The following is a 16,869-nucleotide window of genomic DNA, read 5'->3' on the forward strand; positions in this document are numbered from 1 at the left end:
TATGATTATTGGTGTGTGTCGCATAGTCTTGTCTATTCCTGAGAGTTTTTCATTAAAAGATAAAAGAAGAGTTAAGAGAAGCATAGTAGAGAAAGTAAGAAATAAATTTAATGTTTCCATTGCAGAGATTGAAGCTCAGGATAATATAAGAGAACTTATTCTGGGAATAAGTTGTATTTCTACAGATTCAAATCAAATATATAGAGTGCTTTCTGATGTGATAAAATTAGTGGAAAAAGAAAAAGATAGTTTCATAGTGGATTATGAAATAAATATCTTATAAAATTTAGAGGAGATGATAAATCTTGAAACAAAGACGAGAAAGATTAGGAGAACTATTAAGGATTGAAATTAGCGAAATTCTTTTAAAAAGGGTTAAAGATCCAAGAATTTCTTCTTTTGTTTCCATAACTGAAATAAAATTAAGTAAAGATTTAAGATATGCTCATGTCTTTGTGAGTATATTTGGGGACGAAAAAACAAAAAGAGAGACTTTAACCGGTTTGGAAAGTGCAAAGGGTTTTATAAGAAGTGAAATAGGAAAGGATTTGAGAATAAGATTTATACCTGAAATTATTTTTGAACTTGATGATTCTTTGGAAAGAGGAGATAGGATTTTAAAGATAATAAAAACCTTAGAATCAAATGAAGAAGACTAAAACTTTGAAGAGTATTTGGGAAATTATAAATAAAGAAAATAATTTTTTACTTGTAACCCATAAAAATCCTGATGGAGACGCTATAGGTTCTATTCTAGCCTTGTATTATTATTTAAAAGATAAGAAAAAAGAAGTATATTTGTATCTTCCTAATGGAATCCCTCATATTTATCAATTCCTAATTTTTGAGGAACTACAGATATTTGACGGATTTCAGAATTTAAATTTTAAGGTAGCTATCTTTCTTGATTGTGGAGATATTGAAAGAATAGGAGAAAACAATGCTTTTCTAAAAAGAATACCATTAATAATTAATATTGACCATCATCCAACAAATACTTTCTTTGGTAATTTAAATTTTGTAGATACAAAAGTATCATCAACTACAGAAATCCTATCAAATCTTTTTTTTAGGAATAAAGAAAACATAAACCAAAAAGTCGCTCAATGTCTTCTTACAGGTTTAATTACAGATACAGGAAGTTTTAGATTTAGTAATACAACCACAAATTCTTTTAGAACTGCAATTAAGCTTATGGAAAAGGGAGCAGAGGTTGCATACATTTCCCAACAAGTATTTGAAAGGAAAAATCTTTCTTCTTTATATTTGTTAGGAAAGGCACTTCTTCGATTAAAATTAAAAAATGATATTGCCTTTAGCTTTATAACAAAGGAAGATATGGAGGAGTACCATTCTAAAATTGAGGATACTGAAGGAATTATAGATACATTAAGAATGCTTAAAGAAGCTAAAGTAGTCATTTTTTTATATCCTCTATCTCCTTCTAAGACAAAGATAAGTTTAAGATCAAAATCTTCTCATATTGATGTGGGTTTATTTGCAAAAAAATTCGGAGGAGGAGGACATAAAGAAGCTGCAGGATTTGAAAAAGAAGGAAGACCTCAAGATATAGTTTTAAATGTAGTTAAAGACTTGTTAGAATTTATAATGGAATATGAACCACTTTTTATTGATAAATAAGCCACCAGGTATTACTTCTTTTACAGTAGTAAAAAAAATAAGAGAAATAACAGGAATTAAAAAAGTAGGCCATATGGGGACCTTAGATCCTCGTGCTTGTGGGCTAATGATTATAGGTTTAGATAAAGCAGTAAAATTAGAAGAATATCTGTTAACTTTTAAAAAAACATATATAGTAGAAATGGTCTTTGGAATAGGTAGTGAAACCTATGATAGAGAAGCAAAAAAGTTTACATATGAACCCCAAAATTTAAATGAAAAGGATTTAGAAATAATTATCAAATCTTTTGTGGGAGAAAGAGAACAAATTCCGCCAACCTTCTCTGCTTTGCATATAAAGGGAAAAAGAGCTTATGAATTAGCAAGAAAAGGAGAAGAATTTTCTCTTCCAAAAAGAAAAATAGTTATATATAATGCAGACTTAAAATACTTCGAGAAAAATATCTTTTCAAGAGCTATTGTCGAATTTTGTGTATCTTCAGGAACATACATAAGAAGTTTAATAAGAGATATAGGAAAAATTTTAAATATTCCTGTAATTACTTCTTTTCTTTTAAGAACTCAAATTGGTAAATTTCACATAAATAATGCTCTCCCTTATAAAAATCTAGAAAAAAATTGGAAAGAAAATCTTATTTCAGCAGTAGATATGTTAGATCTTCCGTCCTTTCTAGTGCTTAAGGATGCTATTCAGAAAGTAAGGAATGGAAATCCAATAAAAATTAAAGAGGTTAAGAATTTTTTTAATTGCTCTAACCCTATACTATTGGTTGATGAAAATAAAGAACTATTAGCAATTGCATATTATGATGGTAATTTAATTAAACCTAAGAAGGTTTTTAACTAAAATATGCTAGAAAATTATATTTCCAAGATTAAACTTAATAATTTAGAAGAAAAAAAAGAATTTGCAATTACAATTGGAGTGTTTGATGGTCTTCATAGAGGACATCAAGCGATTTTAAGAGAATTAAGAAAAATAGCTTTTGAAAATAATTTGAATTCTGCTGTTCTTTCTTTTGAAGATAGTTTTTCTAAAAATATTAAAGAGTTATCAGAATTTCTTCTCACAAATAAGGAAAAAGAAGAATTTTTAAGCCTCTTGGGTTTAGATTACTTTTTTTTAATAAAATTTTTTCCAGGATTAAAAAAATTAACTCCAGAAGATTTTATAAAAGAAATTTTAAAATTAGTCTCTGTTAAATATATATGCGTTGGAGAAAATTTCAGATTTGGATATGAAAGAAGAGGAGATTTAGAGATTCTCAGAAAACTTGGTTCTATATATAAATTTGAAGTTATTTCTTTTCCTTTACTTAGAGAAAAAGAAGAAGTCTTATCAAGCAGTTTAATTAGAAAATTTTTGAAAGAGGGAAACGTTGAAAAAGCTAAGAAAATGCTTGGATATTCTTTTTTTATCCGAGGAAAAATTGTAGAAGGAGAAAAGTTAGGAAGAAAAATCGGTTTTCCAACTGCTAATATTATGCCTCATGAGAAAAAACTATTTCTCTCTAACGGAATATATAGAGGAAAAATAATTATTGACGATAAATTCTATACTTCTGCCATATATCTAGGAACTAAGCCTACTTTTAATTATCACGATAGAATCTTAGAAGTTCATATATTAGATTATAACGAAAATATTGTTGGAAAAGAAGTTGAAATAACATTTGAAGAGTTTATAAGAGAAGAAAGAAAATTTTCTAGTGTAGAAGCCTTAAAAAAGCAAATTTTAAGAGATATAGAATATATAAAAGAAAAAAAGGAAGGAAAGATTTATATAATAACAATTGATGGACCTGCAGGTTCTGGAAAAACTACTATCGCAAGACTTTTAGCAAAATCCTTAAACTTTGACTATTTAGATAGTGGTGCCCTCTACAGAGCAGTGGGATGGCTTGCAAAGCAGGAAAATCTAATCTATGAAGAAGATATTCTTGAAATTATAAAAGAAAAACCCTTTAAATGGGAATGGGATGGGGAAAGTTTCAAAATTAGTTATAAAGGAAGAGAAATTTCAAAAATAATAAAAACTGATGAGATAGGAAATGAAGCTTCAAAAATTGGAGGTATGCCTAAAATTAGACAAATTCTAACTATGTGGCAAAGAGAATATTTTGAACAGATCAAAAAGGGATTAGTATTAGAAGGAAGAGATAGCGGAACAGTAGTTTTTCCTAATGCGGATTTGAAACTATATATCACTGCAAATTTAAAAACAAGAGCAGAAAGAAGAGCAAAGGAACTAGAAGAGAATTTCGAAAAAGTATTAAATTCTATAAAAGAAAGAGATAAAAGAGACACTGAAAGAATATATTCCCCCCTTAAAATTCCTCAAGATGCTTTTATAATTGACACTTCAAATTCATATCCCGAAGATATACTTAAAAAAATTATATCGTTGTTTGTTAAGATAGTATGAAAATTTTTTATTATAGAGAAGTCAATTCAACAATGGACATTGCTCAGAATCTGGCAGAGAGAGGAGTACCAGAAGGGAGCATAGTTTTAGCAGATATCCAGAAAGAAGGGAGGGGTAGAAAAGGAAGAAAATGGTATTCTCCTGAAGGTGGGCTTTGGTTTACTATAATTTTATATCCCAAATTAAAAAAAGAAGATTTAAATTTTTTACCTATTCTTATGGGTGTTAGTATTATTCAAGGATTAGAACCATTTTTATCTATTTCCTTAAACCTTAAATGGCCTAATGATATCGAATTTAAAGGAAAAAAAGTTGGAGGAATTCTTATAGAGAGTAAATGGGAAGGACATGTCTTAAAATACGTGAATGTAGGAATTGGAATTAATCTTATGATTCCTCCTGAAAATTTTGACAATAAAGATTTTAAAGCTACCTCTCTTTTAAAATATCTTAAGGAAAAGAATAAATTCCTTATCTTAGAGAAATTATACGAAAAAATTATGGAGAATTATAAAAATTTTCCACAAAACAAAAAGGATATCTATGAATATTTTCTTAAAAAATTTCCATATATAGGAAAGGAAGTACTTCTATATTCAGAATCCTCACAAAAAATTGTAAAAATTATAGATATTTCTAAAGATGGCTCTTTATTAGTAGAGGAAGACGGAGAGATTAAAAACTATAATTGGGGGGTTATAAGTGTTAGAACTTAGGAATATAAAAGGTTTTCTTATTGACCTTGATGGATGTATATACAGAGGTAATAATCTTTTACCTTCTGCAAAAGAGTTTATTGATTTTCTTCATAGAAAAACTATTAGAATTTTATTTGTCACGAATAATTCTACTCACTTACCTATAGATTATTGCCAAAAATTAAGAAACATGGGAATTGAAGTAAACGAAGAAGAGTTTTTAACTTCAGGTATAGCCACAGCAATTTACCTAAAGAAATGGAAGAAAAAAGGAAAAGCTTATGTTATAGGAGAAGATGCTTTAAAAGAAGCCATTATGAAAATTGATTGGGAAATTTCTGATGAGGATGTAGATGCAGTAGTTGTAGGCTTAGATAGAAATTTCACCTTTGATAAATTGAAAAGAGCAAATCACTTAATAAGAAATGGTGCAAGATTTATTGCGACAAATCCTGATAAAACTTTTCCTCAGGAGAACACTATTGAGCCAGGTGCTGGTTCCTTAGTTTCTGCAATAAGTTCCGCATCTCAAAAAAGACCAATTATAATAGGAAAGCCTTCTCCTTATATTGGAAAAATTGCTCTATCAAAATTGGGGCTTAGTTCTTCTGAAATAATAGTATTAGGAGATCGTATAGATACTGATGTTCTATTTGCTAAAAGATTAAAATCTATTTCTTTTTTAGTTTTGACAGGAGTATCTTCAAAAAATGATCTAAAGAAAACTAAAATAAAGCCTGATTTTGTTTTTAAAAATCTATCAGAAATTTTAGAATTTTTAGAGGATAAGTTTTAACATAGAGATTACGAAAATTATTAATGAGATATCAACTAGGGTATCAATAATAAATAATTTTGACGAAATTTTGATTAAGTATTTTTCTATCAAAAATTTTATTAAAATTGTTAAAGAAATGAAAGAATAATAGTTTCTAATTTCAAACCATAATATAAAGAATAATATACTTTTAAAAATTCCTCCTATATATTTTTCAAGAGAAGGTATTCCATTTGTTGTAAACTCTTCCTTTGAGTCAATATTTTTTCTTACATAAAAGGTTAAGATTGTGCCTGTAAAGACAACGATTATATAACCAATAGCCAATAGAACGTAATAATCACTGTTATAAAATCTTAACCATAAATTTCCTAAGTAAGGTCTTTCCCAGAATATGGGATATTTGCTATATGGAAATAAAAAGACAAATGTTAAAGATATAAAATGTATTAACTGATCTAATAGAAAATACCAAATATTATCTTGAGTCTTAGAGAGATTAGATGTTTTAACTTTTCTCCAATCAATATATATATGAAAAATCCATACACAAAGAATATAAAGAATTGAGGAAAAATATTTTAAATAAGGCATAGATAAAAAAAGAGCACATATTAGGAAAATAGATCCATGGAGAACTACACCCAAGAAGGATTTTTTCTTTAATTTAAAAATAAAATTAGTCTGAAAGGGAAAATCTGCTAATAAATGGGCTAACCATAACCTCAAGAACCAGAACATAATTTCCCCTTTTGCCACAGAGATAATAATGCAGAGACTACTAAAGGATCGAATTGTTTTCCTTTTTGATTTTCAATCTCCATAATTGCGACATCCATACTTAATCCCTTTCTATAAGGTCTGTCAGAAGTCATAGCATCTAACGTGTCTGCTACAGCAATTATTCTTCCTAATATTGATATCTGTTCTCCTTTTAGTTTTTTAGGATATCCACTCCCATCATATCTTTCATGATGTTCCTCAACTCCAGGAATTATATCTTCTAAAGAGGAAAGAGGCTCCAAAATCTTCCGTCCCACCAATGGATGCTTTTCTATCTCTTTTCTCTCTTCTTCTGTTAATTTTTCTTTTTTTCTTAATATGACTTCATCTATACCAATTTTTCCAATATCATGAAGAAGAGCAGACAACCTAATCTTTTCAATGAAGTTTTCATCAAATCCCATTTCTTCTGCAATTAATTCTGAATATTGAGTTACCCTTCTAGAATGCCCGTGGGTATAAGGATCCTTTGCTTCAATAGCAAAGGCTAAGGATTCTACTGTATCAAAAAATAATTCTTTTAAATTTTGGTATAATCTTGCATTTTCTATAGCAATAGCTGCTTGATTTGCAATAGCTTGTAATAAATTCAGATCATTTTCGTCGAAGTTATCATTTCCTTTTTTATTAAGAACCTCTATAACTCCAACAATTTTCTCTTTAGTTTTTAAAGGAACACACAAAATTGACTTTGTTCTAAAAGATGTAGCAGAATCATATTTTTTTGCAAATCTTGGATCCTCTTCTACATTGTTCGCAATAAGAGGTTCTCCTGTTTTTGCTACCCATCCTGCAATACCCTCTCCTAGAGGAATTCTAAATTTTTTTATGACATCCCCTTTCTCTCCCAACGCTATCTCAAAGGTCAAATCATTAGTTTTTTCGTCTAAAAGCATCAAAGAACTTGCCTCTGCTTCTAGAGTTTCTTTCGATAAAGTCATTATAAGGTTAAGTAAATCTTTCAATCTAAAGGTTGAATTTATCTGAAAACCTATTTCTTGAAGTATATTTAATTCTTTGATTCTTTCTTCAAGATTAATAATTCTGTTAACAAGAGAAATATATTTATCAATTAGAAATTTAATAATTTCCTTATCTTTATAATAATCTAGAATTAATTCCAATATATTATCACCTAATTTGTATTTAAATTTTTCTCCCCTTTTGTTTCCTTCCTCAAAAATGATTTTACCTTTATAGTCTGTTAAAGATAAACTATAAGAAAATATATATTTTTGCTCAATAAAAATATCAAGTATCTCTTTTAATACTTGAATTTCCTTCATTTTTCTCTCCAATAATCTTATAGATATGCACTGGTTCTTCTTTACCCTTTACCTTTACAAAACCTAGATCCTCAAACTCAAAAATTTCTTTTGTAAAATTAAAAGTATTTTCACAAACTAAAATTTCACCACCTTTTGCAAGACTTTCCAGTCTTTGGGCTAAATTTACAGTAGCACCAATCGCTGTAAATTCCATTCTTTGTGTAGAACCAATAGTTCCAGCTACTGCTTCACCTGTAGTTATCCCAATACCTACATTAAGAGGAGGATAGCCTCTTTTTTCCCAGTTTTCTCTTAGACTTTTCAGTATATTTTGAATCTCGATCGCTGTCTTTACAGCTCTTTTTGGAGCATCCTCATAGTATATGGGCGTTCCAAAAAGAGCCATAATGGCATCTCCTACGAATTTATCTACTGTTCCTCCATATTTGAATATTATTTCTGTTGCAGAAGTAAAATATTCGTTCAAAATCTTTGTTATCTCTTCAGGTGATAAAATATCTGAATAATAGGTGAAATTTCTAATATCTGCAAACATAACACTTATCCATTGCCTCTTTGTCTGAAGAAGTTGATATTCTCTGTCTGAGAGGATAATATCCACTACCGAAGGTGGAACAAATCTTTGAAATACTGTTTTGATTTCTCTTTTTTCTTTCTCTTCTCTTATAAAATTATAAAGAAGAATAAATAGATAACAAATAACAAGAGAAAAGACAGGAGTAGTTATAGGTAATAAAAATTTAAATCTTACGAAAAGAAATATACTAAGAATTACATAGCTTATTAATAAAAGACCTATGATTAAAAAGTTATTAAAGCCTGATATTTTCTTTAAAGGAATCACGGGTATTAAAGTAAATAAAAAACTAAAAATAAATAATGGAAACCCCTCAAAAAGGGGATATATATAGTCTTTAGATAAAAGAGTAGCTATACTGTTAGCATGAACTTCAACCCCAGGCATTTTTCCAAGTTTTAAAGAAGAACCTGATCTCAGATAATGATAAAAAGGGGTAAAATGAGTATCATGAAGAGCTTCTGTTGTTGCACCTATAAGTACTATCTTATTTTTAAAAATTTGGGGGTCTACTTTTCCTTTAATAATTTCACTGTAGGAATAGGTTGGAAATTTAAAAGCTCCCCCTCTATAATTAATATAAATAAAATTGTTTCTATCTGTAGGAATTTTATTTTCTTTCAAATAAGATTCAGGATCTTTAGAAAGATAAGCACATATTATCAAAAAAGGAAAAGAATACCAATCTCTTTCAAAAATTTTTGACTTTATGCTGAATCTCCTTATAAATCCGTCCTCATCATATATAGGATTAACTAAACCTACTATTGTATTTGATGAAAAAATCTCGATAGGTTCTATAATTTTTCTTATAGTTCCATATCTAGGATCATTAAAAGAAACAAAAAAGCTTGCCAAAATGACATCCTTATCTAATGTTTTTGAAAAATTAAAATCTTCTCTTTTCTCCCCATAGGTATCAAAATATATATCAAAAGCTATTATTTTGGCACCAAATTTTCTTAGATTCTCTATAAGTTTTACATGTAGTTTACGTGACCATGGCCAATTTCCAAACTCCTCAATGGAATTATCGTCTATAGCAATAATTACTATGGGTTCCTTAACAGAAATCTCTCCACGAATTCCAAATCTCCAGTCAAGAGTTTTTAACTCTAAAATTCGAAACCAAGAAATTTGATTTAAGAGAAAGATGAGGACAAGAGTTGTGAGGATTATTAAAACTCTTGTCCTCACCCCTGTATATTCTTTTGTTAAAAACCTACCAAACCTTTTCTCCAATTTAGAAGTAAATCTTCGTATCTACAGTATAGTAATCTATAGGATTACCTTGAGAATCAAAGGTTCTTAATATCTTTATTATTATATCTATATTTTGAGCTAAAGGATATTGAACTTGACCATAAATCTTAGTATTTTCAGTTATGAAGCTAAAGGGTCCAAGAGGAATATTTTTTTGTTCATAGATTAATTGTCCATTTATTCTTGGTCCAATTCTTACAGCTAATTCTCCATGAAGAGAAGGAAATAGATTTTCATATGCCTCATAAAGTACTAATAATTCTGCAATATTCATTATCTTTGCATTTAATCCTGCAAGAATACCATTGATTCTCTTTGTAGGAGGGGTTATTGCAGGTAAATTATCTTTAGCTTTATTCTTTTCATAGAAGGCATCAAAATATCCAAAGGTAAAATTGTCAGAAATACTTCTTAATTGAATCTGTGCCTCAATAAAACCTAGGAAATTTGCTTTAATTCCTGCTATTAAACCATTTTCTGAAGCTACATTAGGATCAATAGTGAAGTTAATCCCATTATGAATAATTCTTTGAGCAAAAGAAGCATAAGCTACTATATCCTTTGTTATGAAGTACCCAGCATCAACCCCAGCTATAAGCTGTTGTTTTGTATAAGTAGCGTCTAAATCAGCCATAGCGTTAATTCCTAATTCTAGTTTTGCTAGTGGTCGATAAAAGACTCTTATTCCATAAGTAGTTAATGGATTTTCTGAAAGTTCGTATTGAATTCCTTTACTTGGATTCCAAACTAATCTTAGTTTAAAAGGAGAAGGTATTAAAAGATTTACGCCAAATTGATTTGGTTTTTCTAATCTTATACGGAAGCTATCCAATTGATTTGTGGAATATCTATTTGCAATTAATCCATATCCTAAATTATAGCCATCTATTGTTCCATATCTTACTCCAAAAGAAGGAAGATTAATTTCTCCATATCTAAAACCTATTTCGAAAAATGTATTACCTTCACCATTGGTAAGAAGAGATAGTTCTAATCCTAGTTTTACTATATTAAAATTCAACTCTGGAGTGAAAGCAAGCTTCATAAACATTTCTCCATCTCTAATTTCCATTCCATAGCCTGCTTCGCTCTTTAAAAGTTGAGTCTTAGTTTCAGGTTTCATTTTTTCCATTTCTTCTGGGGTAACTTCCTTTGCTTCCTTAAGTTCTTCTTTAATAACCTCTTTTACTTGTTCTATTTCTTTTTCTAATTCTTTAATATATTCTTGTACATTAAAGGGATCTTCCTTTCCAAAAGTTCCATCGGGATTTATTACAGTTTTAAACCCCTCTTTTAAATTCTTTTCTATTCCTCCAGCGATAAGAGAAACTATTCCGCTTAGGCTATTTACAAAGGTTGTCCCATCCTCAAGAACATCCATCACCCAAGATGTCCCTCTTACACCAGCAACTGCTGTAGGAGTTTGAATTTCCACTCTTTCTCCTGGTTTTAATATTCTTTCAACAGTTGCCCATATTTTTCCAATCCAAAGTTTAAATATTGATTTCTCTTTGTCCTCTTCTTTAGAAAGTTCTACAATATCGAGTTGGGTATTTGAAGAAAGCCTCAATGTTGACTTATCTGAAAAAGCTAAAACTGCATAAGAATTTGCTTGAACCCAAATTCTATCTCCTGGAGATAATGCCATATTAAGCTTTGCAGGAGTAAATATTTCACTTCCTGCTCTTTTTACATATACACTACCCTTCAATGAAGTTATAACAGCAGTTCTTCTTTCTAAAGTTTGAGCCCACGAGATGTTAAAAATAAATAGAAAAAGAAAGATGAAAATAAGATATTTTTTCATTATTTCTTCACCTCTTTAGTTTCAATTTTTATATAAATTATACCAGTTTCTTATTGAATGAAAGTGATTTTAATCACATTTCCTGATTTTTTTTAAAAAGATAATAAAGCCCTTTAAGAGTAAGATATGGATCGATTTTTTTTATATATTTTGTATGAGGAACTATTCTTTTTGCCCAGCCTCCTGTTGCTACAACCACAGGTTTTATTTTTAATTCTTTTATTTGTCTTTCGATTATTCTGTCAACTAAACCTGAAAACCCATAAACAATACCTGCTTGCATTGCAGTTATAGTATTCTTTCCTATAGAGCTTAAAGGAGCAGTAATATCTACTTGGGGAAGTTTTGCAGTCTTTTCAAAAAGAGCATATGAAGATGTTCCTACCCCTGGAGCAATAGCAACTCCTAAAAATTTTTTATTATTTATTACTGAAAAAGTAGTTGCAGTTCCGAAATCTACTGCTATTCCACAATTTCCATATTCCTCATCTATTGCTATCACATTACATATAAGATCTGCTCCTACTTCCTTTGGATTTTCGGTATCTATACTTATTCCTGTCTTAATTCCAGGCTCCACAATAAACGGCTTTAAACCAAAAAGAAAATTTATTGCATCTTCAAAAACAGAAGTTAAAGAGGGGACCACAGAAGAAAGAGCGATCCCCTCAATATGAGATATCTTTATCTTATTTTTTTCTAAGACCCAGCTTAGCTTCATAGCATACTCATAACTTGTAGAAGACTTATCAGTAGAGAAATCTAAGTGTCTTAAGATTTTTTTATCTTTAAATAAAGCAAGATCTATATTGGAATTTCCAATATCTATAGCTAAAATCAGAATTTATCACTCCTTTCCTAGATATCTTCTTAATGCTATAGAGGTAGGAACACAGATAATTACTGCTAAAATAGCTTCAGGTATTCCATGAAGAATACCCACAGAAATCGCTGCTTCTAAAGGAAAAATCTTAAATATCACTGCTAATCCTAAAGTTCCTATTGTATTTGTCATACTACCTAAGAAAGATGCTATAGATAGTGAAAGAATTTTGGGATTTCTATCTTTTATGAATAAAAATAGAAAAATTGATAAAATATAACTTATTCCTGCCCACCAATAGGTTATATTTTTAAAATATTTTACCCCTAACCATAAGAGAATAATGAAAATAAGAAAGGAAAAAATTAAAGTGCTATAAAATTTTACCCTTTCATTTTTTCCTAAAAGTTTATATAAAAAATAAAAGACAACCCCTGCTACAATTCCAATAAATGGTCTTGCAGGTATTAAGACCCAAAAAGGAGCAATATGACTAAAGAAGAAAACAGTAATTATTCCAAATAAAAGTCCAATAATTGCTCCAAATAAAGGACCAAGAACCAGCCCAGAAACAATTGCAGGAATATGCATGATTGTAGCTGCCCCTGCAGGAGTAGGTAGAGGAATAAATCCCCATTGAGTGAAACCGAGAACTAAAGTTATGGCAGTTAGAATACCAGCTAAGGATAAGGTCTTAGGGTTTCTTAAATTAATCATTTTAAAACCTCCTTTCCGGCTCTCCCTTTGGAGATGCCGTTTTTTTAATTTTTAAGTCGACTCCAAACTTATGGTCTCGCTATAGAAGTCTATATGCGAGCCATATACTTTGGTATTATATTATAAAAATTATCTTTTTAAAAGAGGAAGTATGAGGAAAGAATTAGGATTAGTTATATATTACAAGAAAGAAAATAGATACAGTTTTAACGCTCTTTTAGGTGCTCTTGAAACTCAGGATTTTTACAAGCATATTACAATTTATCTTTTTGAAAAAGAAGAAAACTTATTAAATAATCTAAAAACAATCATAGAAAAACATAACTCGGTAGTTTTAGCCTTTTCATTTTTCACTACCCAGCTATGGAGTATAAAATCCTTAATAAAAAATATAAGAAAAAATTATAACAGAAAAATTATTATAATTGCAGGAGGACCTCATCCTACAGGAGATCCTTTTTTTACTATAAAACTAGGATTTGACTACGTGGTAATGGGTGAAGGAGAAGAAACCTTTATTGAGGTTATTAAAAGATTATTGGAAGAAAAAAATTTAAAAGATTTAAAAGGTATTGCATTCTTAGATGAGGAAAACAATTTAAGATATAATAAAAAAGATGAATTTCTTGATTTAAATAAATATCCTCCTTTTTCGATAAAAAATAACAAATTTGGACCTATAGAGATTACTCGAGGTTGTCCTTTTGTATGTTATTTTTGTCAAACTCCTTATATTTTTGGAACTAAAATAAGACATAGAAGTATAGAAAAGATTTGTGAATATGTAGAAATTATGAAAGAAAGAGGCTTAACAGATATAAGATTTATTACTCCAAATGCCTTTTCTTACGGATCTTATGATGGAAGAAATTTAAATATAAGAAAATTAGAGGAACTTTTAGAAAGCATTAGAAAAATTCTAACATCTAAAGGAAGAATTTTTTTTGGAAGTTTTCCCTCAGAAGTAAGACCAGAACATGTAAGTGAAGAAACAATAAAGCTGATAAAAGAATATGCAAATAATGATAACCTAGTAATTGGTGCCCAATCAGGGAGTCCAAGAATACTAGATCTTTCTCATAGAGGACACACGGTGGAAGATGTATATAATGCTGTAGAAATAACAATAAAAGCTGGACTTAAACCCTATGTTGATTTTATATTTGGTCTTCCCTACGAAACAGAGGAAGATATAAAACTTACAATAAGAATGATAGAAGATCTAATCAAAATGGGAGCAAAGATCCATGCTCATACATTTATACCTCTTCCTCAAACTCCTTTTTCAAAAATGCCTGCAGGAAGAATAAATGATGAATTAGTTAAAGTGCTAAATAAGTTGATCTCTAAAAGTTTCGTTTTTGGAAATTGGAAAGAACAGGAAAAAATAGCAAAAAAACTTGAAAAATACTTTAAAAATTTCTATTTAAAGTAACTGTTAAAAAAATTTTAATTGTCCTTCTTCGCGAGGTCTTTTACCATTTATTAATATAAATGGCAATGCTCTTTTTACATTTATTCCCAGCATTTCTAACTCTTTTATATTTTTAAAAGGTTGCTCTTTTCTTTTTTCTATAATTTTTTTAGCACTGATAGGACCTATTCCTGGCACTCTCAAGAGATCCTTAAGACCTGCTTTATTTATTTCTATGGGGAAAAACTCCTCATGGTTTATTGCCCATATCCACTTAGGATCTTTTTCCAGATATAAATTTCCATTATGATCAAAAGGTAAGTCTTTTAAAGTGAAGTAATATTTTCTAATGAGAAAGTCTGCCTGATAAAGTCGATGTTCTCTCCATGTAGAAGTTGCAGGTAAATCCTCAAAAGGAGTTTCTGGAATAGGTTTAAAGGCACTAAAATAAGCTCGAGTTAAATTAAATTTTTCATAAAGTAAAAATATAGTTGAAAGAATCTCCTTATCTTTTTCACCACTCGCACCAACAACCAATTGGGTAGTAACCCCATGTTTAGGTTTTAATCCTTTAGAATATAGATTTTTTATTAATTCAAATTTTTTAAATAAATTATCAAAATTCTTTTCCGGAGCAATTTTTCTTAAATAAAAAGAATTGGGTGCCTCTATATTAATAGAAACTCTATCCGCAAGCTCTATTGCGCGTATTATGTAATCTTCTTTTGATTCAGGCAAAATTTTTAGATGAATATAACCCTTGAAATTATATTTTTCCCTTAGAATTTCGGCTATCTTAATCATACTATTCATTGTTTCTACTGCAGATTTTGTTACTGCTGAACTCAAGAATAAACCATCTACTAAATTTTTTCTTTTTAACTCTAGAAAAACTCTCACCATTTCATCTTCGGTCAAACTTAATCTTTTAAAAAATCTATCAGCTCTGTTAGCACAATAGTAACAATTATGAACACAGTCATTAGAAAGTAAGATTTTTAGGAGTCTTACCGTTATTCCATTAGGAAATACAGTGGGATAAATCCAACCTTTAATAGAGGATTTTCTTCTTACCGCCTCTGGTGAACAAAAATAAGACCCACATAGATCAAATTGAGCGTCTTTTACCAAAATTTCTAATTTATCTGATATATGCATAATCTGCCTCGTTTAACATTCTGTTTAAGAGTATATCATCAAAATTATAGTTATGTAAATCTAAATTATGATAAAATTATTTGACTATGAAAGATAGCTTAAGAAAAAAATTAATAAAGAAAAGAAATTCTATTGAAAATAGAGAAGAAAAGTCTTTTATAATCTATCTAAATCTTAAAGATCTTGATATTTGGAAAAGAGCGGAAATTACTCATATTTATATTTCCTTTGGAAGTGAAGTAGATACAAGATTTATTATTTATCATGCGCTTGCAGAAAATAAGAAAGTTCTTTGTCCTATAATTAATGAAAAAGATTTACTTGTTGGAGAAATTAAATCCTTTAATGATTTAATTCCTGGTCCTTACGGAATATTGCAACCTAAGATCTCTATAAATTTCGACTTAGAGAAAATCGATGTAATTATAGTTCCGGGAGTTGCTTTTGATAAAGAAGGATTCAGACTAGGATATGGAAAGGGATTTTATGATAGATTTTTAGCAAAACTAAAAAAACCTATAAAGATAGGACTAATTTATGACGAATTAATAATAGATTCTCTTCCTAGAAATGAAGAAGATATTCCTGTTGACATAATAATTAGCGAAAAAAGAATAATTTATACTAAAAACTATTGAATACCTATACAAGAGAGACAAAGTATGGTAGCATTTTTAAAAATGTAAAGCTGATCTTCTAATATAATTCCCGTTAAAATAAAAACTAAACTTAATAACAATATTATTACTTTAGCTATTATTTTAACCATTTTTCTAAATCTTTTACTAATTCTTTTTCTTTTATAATTCCAATATAAATCTTTCTTATGATATGGTTTTTATCAATTAAAAAAGATGTGGGAATGCTTTTTATTTTATATTTAAACCCTACTATTCCTTTTTTATCCAAAAGAACTAAAAAACTAATATTATTTTCTCTGAGAAAATTTTTTACTCTTTCTATATCAACATCTAAACTAATAGCAATAACTTCAAATCCTAATTTTTTATAAGATTTATAAATTTTATTTAAAATTAAAATCTCCTCTTTACAGGGAGAACACCATGTTGCCCAGAAGTTTAATAAAACTACTTTCCTTCGAAATTGATTTAAAGAGTAATTTTCCCCCTTTATATTAGGAAGAACGAAATTTATTGCTGGAGAATCTAGCTCTAGATCTTCAGCAAAAAGTTTTTTATTTAGATTTAGTTCCAATAATGAAAAAAGAGAAAAAGTTAATAAAAAAAGAAGAAGTAATTTTCTCGACATTTTTCCTCCTTTTTACTGAAACTTCCAGGCGAGGTAGGGGGTGATGGGGGAGGGGGGAAGGGGACCCTCGCCTGGAAGTTTGTTTCTAAATATTTTTATTAGTTTAGTTAGCTTATTTAATAATAACATTTTATATTGAATAGTCAAGAGAGGAGGCTTCCTGGCGATGACCTACTCTCCCACCCCGTTACCAGGGCAGTACCATCGGCGCTGGAGGGCTTAGCTTC

Annotated in this window: 17 protein-coding genes; 9 read left to right on the plus strand and 8 right to left on the minus strand. The window is 29.3% G+C overall.

The annotated features are described in order from the left end of the window. The first annotated feature begins 1 nt into the window (after position 1). The 7 genes from NZ841_05205 to NZ841_05235 are packed head-to-tail and all read left to right on the plus strand — an operon-like array spanning position 2 to position 5,560. Entirely contained in the window at positions 2-283 is a 282-nt protein-coding gene (locus NZ841_05205) for a DUF503 domain-containing protein (protein MCS7202155.1), read from the plus strand. Positions 284-305: 22 nt separating this feature from the next. Further along, positions 306-659, plus strand: a complete 354-nt coding sequence (gene rbfA, locus NZ841_05210) for a 30S ribosome-binding factor RbfA (GenBank protein ID MCS7202156.1) — start codon at positions 306-308, stop codon at positions 657-659. A 4-nt stretch (positions 660-663) separates the two neighbouring features. Beyond that, positions 664-1,641 (plus strand): bifunctional oligoribonuclease/PAP phosphatase NrnA, encoded by a 978-nt coding sequence (locus NZ841_05215; protein MCS7202157.1) that lies wholly within the window; start codon positions 664-666, stop codon positions 1,639-1,641. Continuing rightward, positions 1,616-2,488: a tRNA pseudouridine(55) synthase TruB gene (truB, locus tag NZ841_05220; protein MCS7202158.1), complete on the plus strand. Its 873-nt coding sequence runs from the start codon at positions 1,616-1,618 to the stop codon at positions 2,486-2,488. Before NZ841_05215 ends, truB begins: the two co-directional genes overlap by 26 nt. A gap of 3 nt (positions 2,489-2,491) precedes the next feature. Next, entirely contained in the window at positions 2,492-4,066 is a 1,575-nt protein-coding gene (locus NZ841_05225; protein ID MCS7202159.1) for a bifunctional riboflavin kinase/FAD synthetase, read from the plus strand. Further along, positions 4,063-4,782: a biotin--[acetyl-CoA-carboxylase] ligase gene (locus tag NZ841_05230; GenBank protein MCS7202160.1), complete on the plus strand. Its 720-nt coding sequence runs from the start codon at positions 4,063-4,065 to the stop codon at positions 4,780-4,782. Before NZ841_05225 ends, NZ841_05230 begins: the two co-directional genes overlap by 4 nt. After that, positions 4,769-5,560, plus strand: coding sequence for an HAD-IIA family hydrolase (locus NZ841_05235; protein MCS7202161.1), 792 nt, complete (start codon positions 4,769-4,771; stop codon positions 5,558-5,560). Before NZ841_05230 ends, NZ841_05235 begins: the two co-directional genes overlap by 14 nt. Here the strand turns inward: NZ841_05235 and NZ841_05240 are convergent. From NZ841_05240 to NZ841_05265, 6 genes are all read right to left on the minus strand, one after another. Next, positions 5,543-6,283 (minus strand): DUF3307 domain-containing protein, encoded by a 741-nt coding sequence (locus tag NZ841_05240; GenBank protein MCS7202162.1) that lies wholly within the window; start codon positions 6,281-6,283, stop codon positions 5,543-5,545. The genes NZ841_05235 and NZ841_05240 overlap by 18 nt on opposite strands. Further along, the gene (locus NZ841_05245; GenBank protein MCS7202163.1) at positions 6,268-7,611 is read right to left on the minus strand and encodes an HD domain-containing protein; all 1,344 of its coding nucleotides are present in this window, start codon (positions 7,609-7,611) and stop codon (positions 6,268-6,270) included. The genes NZ841_05240 and NZ841_05245 overlap by 16 nt, the downstream gene beginning before the upstream one ends. Continuing rightward, positions 7,577-9,388, minus strand: a complete 1,812-nt coding sequence (locus tag NZ841_05250) for an adenylate/guanylate cyclase domain-containing protein (protein MCS7202164.1) — start codon at positions 9,386-9,388, stop codon at positions 7,577-7,579. The genes NZ841_05245 and NZ841_05250 overlap by 35 nt, the downstream gene beginning before the upstream one ends. 46 nt (positions 9,389-9,434) lie before the next feature. Further along, positions 9,435-11,261 (minus strand): FecR family protein, encoded by a 1,827-nt coding sequence (locus tag NZ841_05255; protein ID MCS7202165.1) that lies wholly within the window; start codon positions 11,259-11,261, stop codon positions 9,435-9,437. Positions 11,262-11,334: 73 nt separating this feature from the next. Then, positions 11,335-12,102 (minus strand): type III pantothenate kinase, encoded by a 768-nt coding sequence (locus NZ841_05260; GenBank protein MCS7202166.1) that lies wholly within the window; start codon positions 12,100-12,102, stop codon positions 11,335-11,337. Between the two features lie 6 nt (positions 12,103-12,108). Next, positions 12,109-12,801, minus strand: coding sequence for an ECF transporter S component (locus NZ841_05265; protein MCS7202167.1), 693 nt, complete (start codon positions 12,799-12,801; stop codon positions 12,109-12,111). Positions 12,802-12,952: 151 nt separating this feature from the next. Between NZ841_05265 and NZ841_05270 the strand changes: the two genes are divergently transcribed. Further along, a complete protein-coding gene (locus tag NZ841_05270) occupies positions 12,953-14,236 on the plus strand; it encodes a TIGR04013 family B12-binding domain/radical SAM domain-containing protein (protein ID MCS7202168.1) in 1,284 nt (427 codons plus the stop codon). A 3-nt stretch (positions 14,237-14,239) separates the two neighbouring features. Here NZ841_05270 and NZ841_05275 read toward each other — a convergent pair whose 3' ends face one another. Further along, positions 14,240-15,373 carry a radical SAM protein gene (locus NZ841_05275; protein ID MCS7202169.1) on the minus strand — a complete coding sequence of 378 codons (1,134 nt, stop codon included), beginning with the start codon at positions 15,371-15,373 and terminating at the stop codon, positions 14,240-14,242. Between the two features lie 86 nt (positions 15,374-15,459). On the opposite strand from NZ841_05275, the gene NZ841_05280 reads away from it, so the two are divergent. After that, entirely contained in the window at positions 15,460-16,011 is a 552-nt protein-coding gene (locus tag NZ841_05280; GenBank protein ID MCS7202170.1) for a 5-formyltetrahydrofolate cyclo-ligase, read from the plus strand. A gap of 118 nt (positions 16,012-16,129) precedes the next feature. Here NZ841_05280 and NZ841_05285 read toward each other — a convergent pair whose 3' ends face one another. Then, the gene (locus tag NZ841_05285; protein ID MCS7202171.1) at positions 16,130-16,642 is read right to left on the minus strand and encodes a TlpA family protein disulfide reductase; all 513 of its coding nucleotides are present in this window, start codon (positions 16,640-16,642) and stop codon (positions 16,130-16,132) included. Between the last annotated feature and the right edge of the window lie 227 nt (positions 16,643-16,869).

Origin of the sequence: Dictyoglomus sp. (assembly GCA_025060475.1) — a bacterium.
Lineage (GTDB): Bacteria > Dictyoglomota > Dictyoglomia > Dictyoglomales > Dictyoglomaceae > NZ13-RE01.

What these genes read in the sequence shown, in the direction of transcription:
- NZ841_05230 (MCS7202160.1), top strand. Translation starts at nt 4,063, where the DNA reads ATGAAAATTTTTTATTATAGAGAAGTCAATTCAACAATGGACATTGCT.
- NZ841_05280 (MCS7202170.1), top strand. Translation starts at nt 15,460, where the DNA reads ATGAAAGATAGCTTAAGAAAAAAATTAATAAAGAAAAGAAATTCTATT.
- NZ841_05265 (MCS7202167.1), bottom strand. Translation starts at nt 12,801, where the DNA reads ATGATTAATTTAAGAAACCCTAAGACCTTATCCTTAGCTGGTATTCTA.
- truB (MCS7202158.1), top strand. Translation starts at nt 1,616, where the DNA reads ATGAACCACTTTTTATTGATAAATAAGCCACCAGGTATTACTTCTTTT.
- NZ841_05225 (MCS7202159.1), top strand. Translation starts at nt 2,492, where the DNA reads ATGCTAGAAAATTATATTTCCAAGATTAAACTTAATAATTTAGAAGAA.
- NZ841_05270 (MCS7202168.1), top strand. Translation starts at nt 12,953, where the DNA reads ATGAGGAAAGAATTAGGATTAGTTATATATTACAAGAAAGAAAATAGA.
- NZ841_05205 (MCS7202155.1), top strand. Translation starts at nt 2, where the DNA reads ATGATTATTGGTGTGTGTCGCATAGTCTTGTCTATTCCTGAGAGTTTT.
- NZ841_05285 (MCS7202171.1), bottom strand. Translation starts at nt 16,642, where the DNA reads ATGTCGAGAAAATTACTTCTTCTTTTTTTATTAACTTTTTCTCTTTTT.
- NZ841_05240 (MCS7202162.1), bottom strand. Translation starts at nt 6,283, where the DNA reads ATGTTCTGGTTCTTGAGGTTATGGTTAGCCCATTTATTAGCAGATTTT.
- NZ841_05245 (MCS7202163.1), bottom strand. Translation starts at nt 7,611, where the DNA reads ATGAAGGAAATTCAAGTATTAAAAGAGATACTTGATATTTTTATTGAG.
- NZ841_05255 (MCS7202165.1), bottom strand. Translation starts at nt 11,261, where the DNA reads ATGAAAAAATATCTTATTTTCATCTTTCTTTTTCTATTTATTTTTAAC.
- NZ841_05275 (MCS7202169.1), bottom strand. Translation starts at nt 15,373, where the DNA reads ATGCATATATCAGATAAATTAGAAATTTTGGTAAAAGACGCTCAATTT.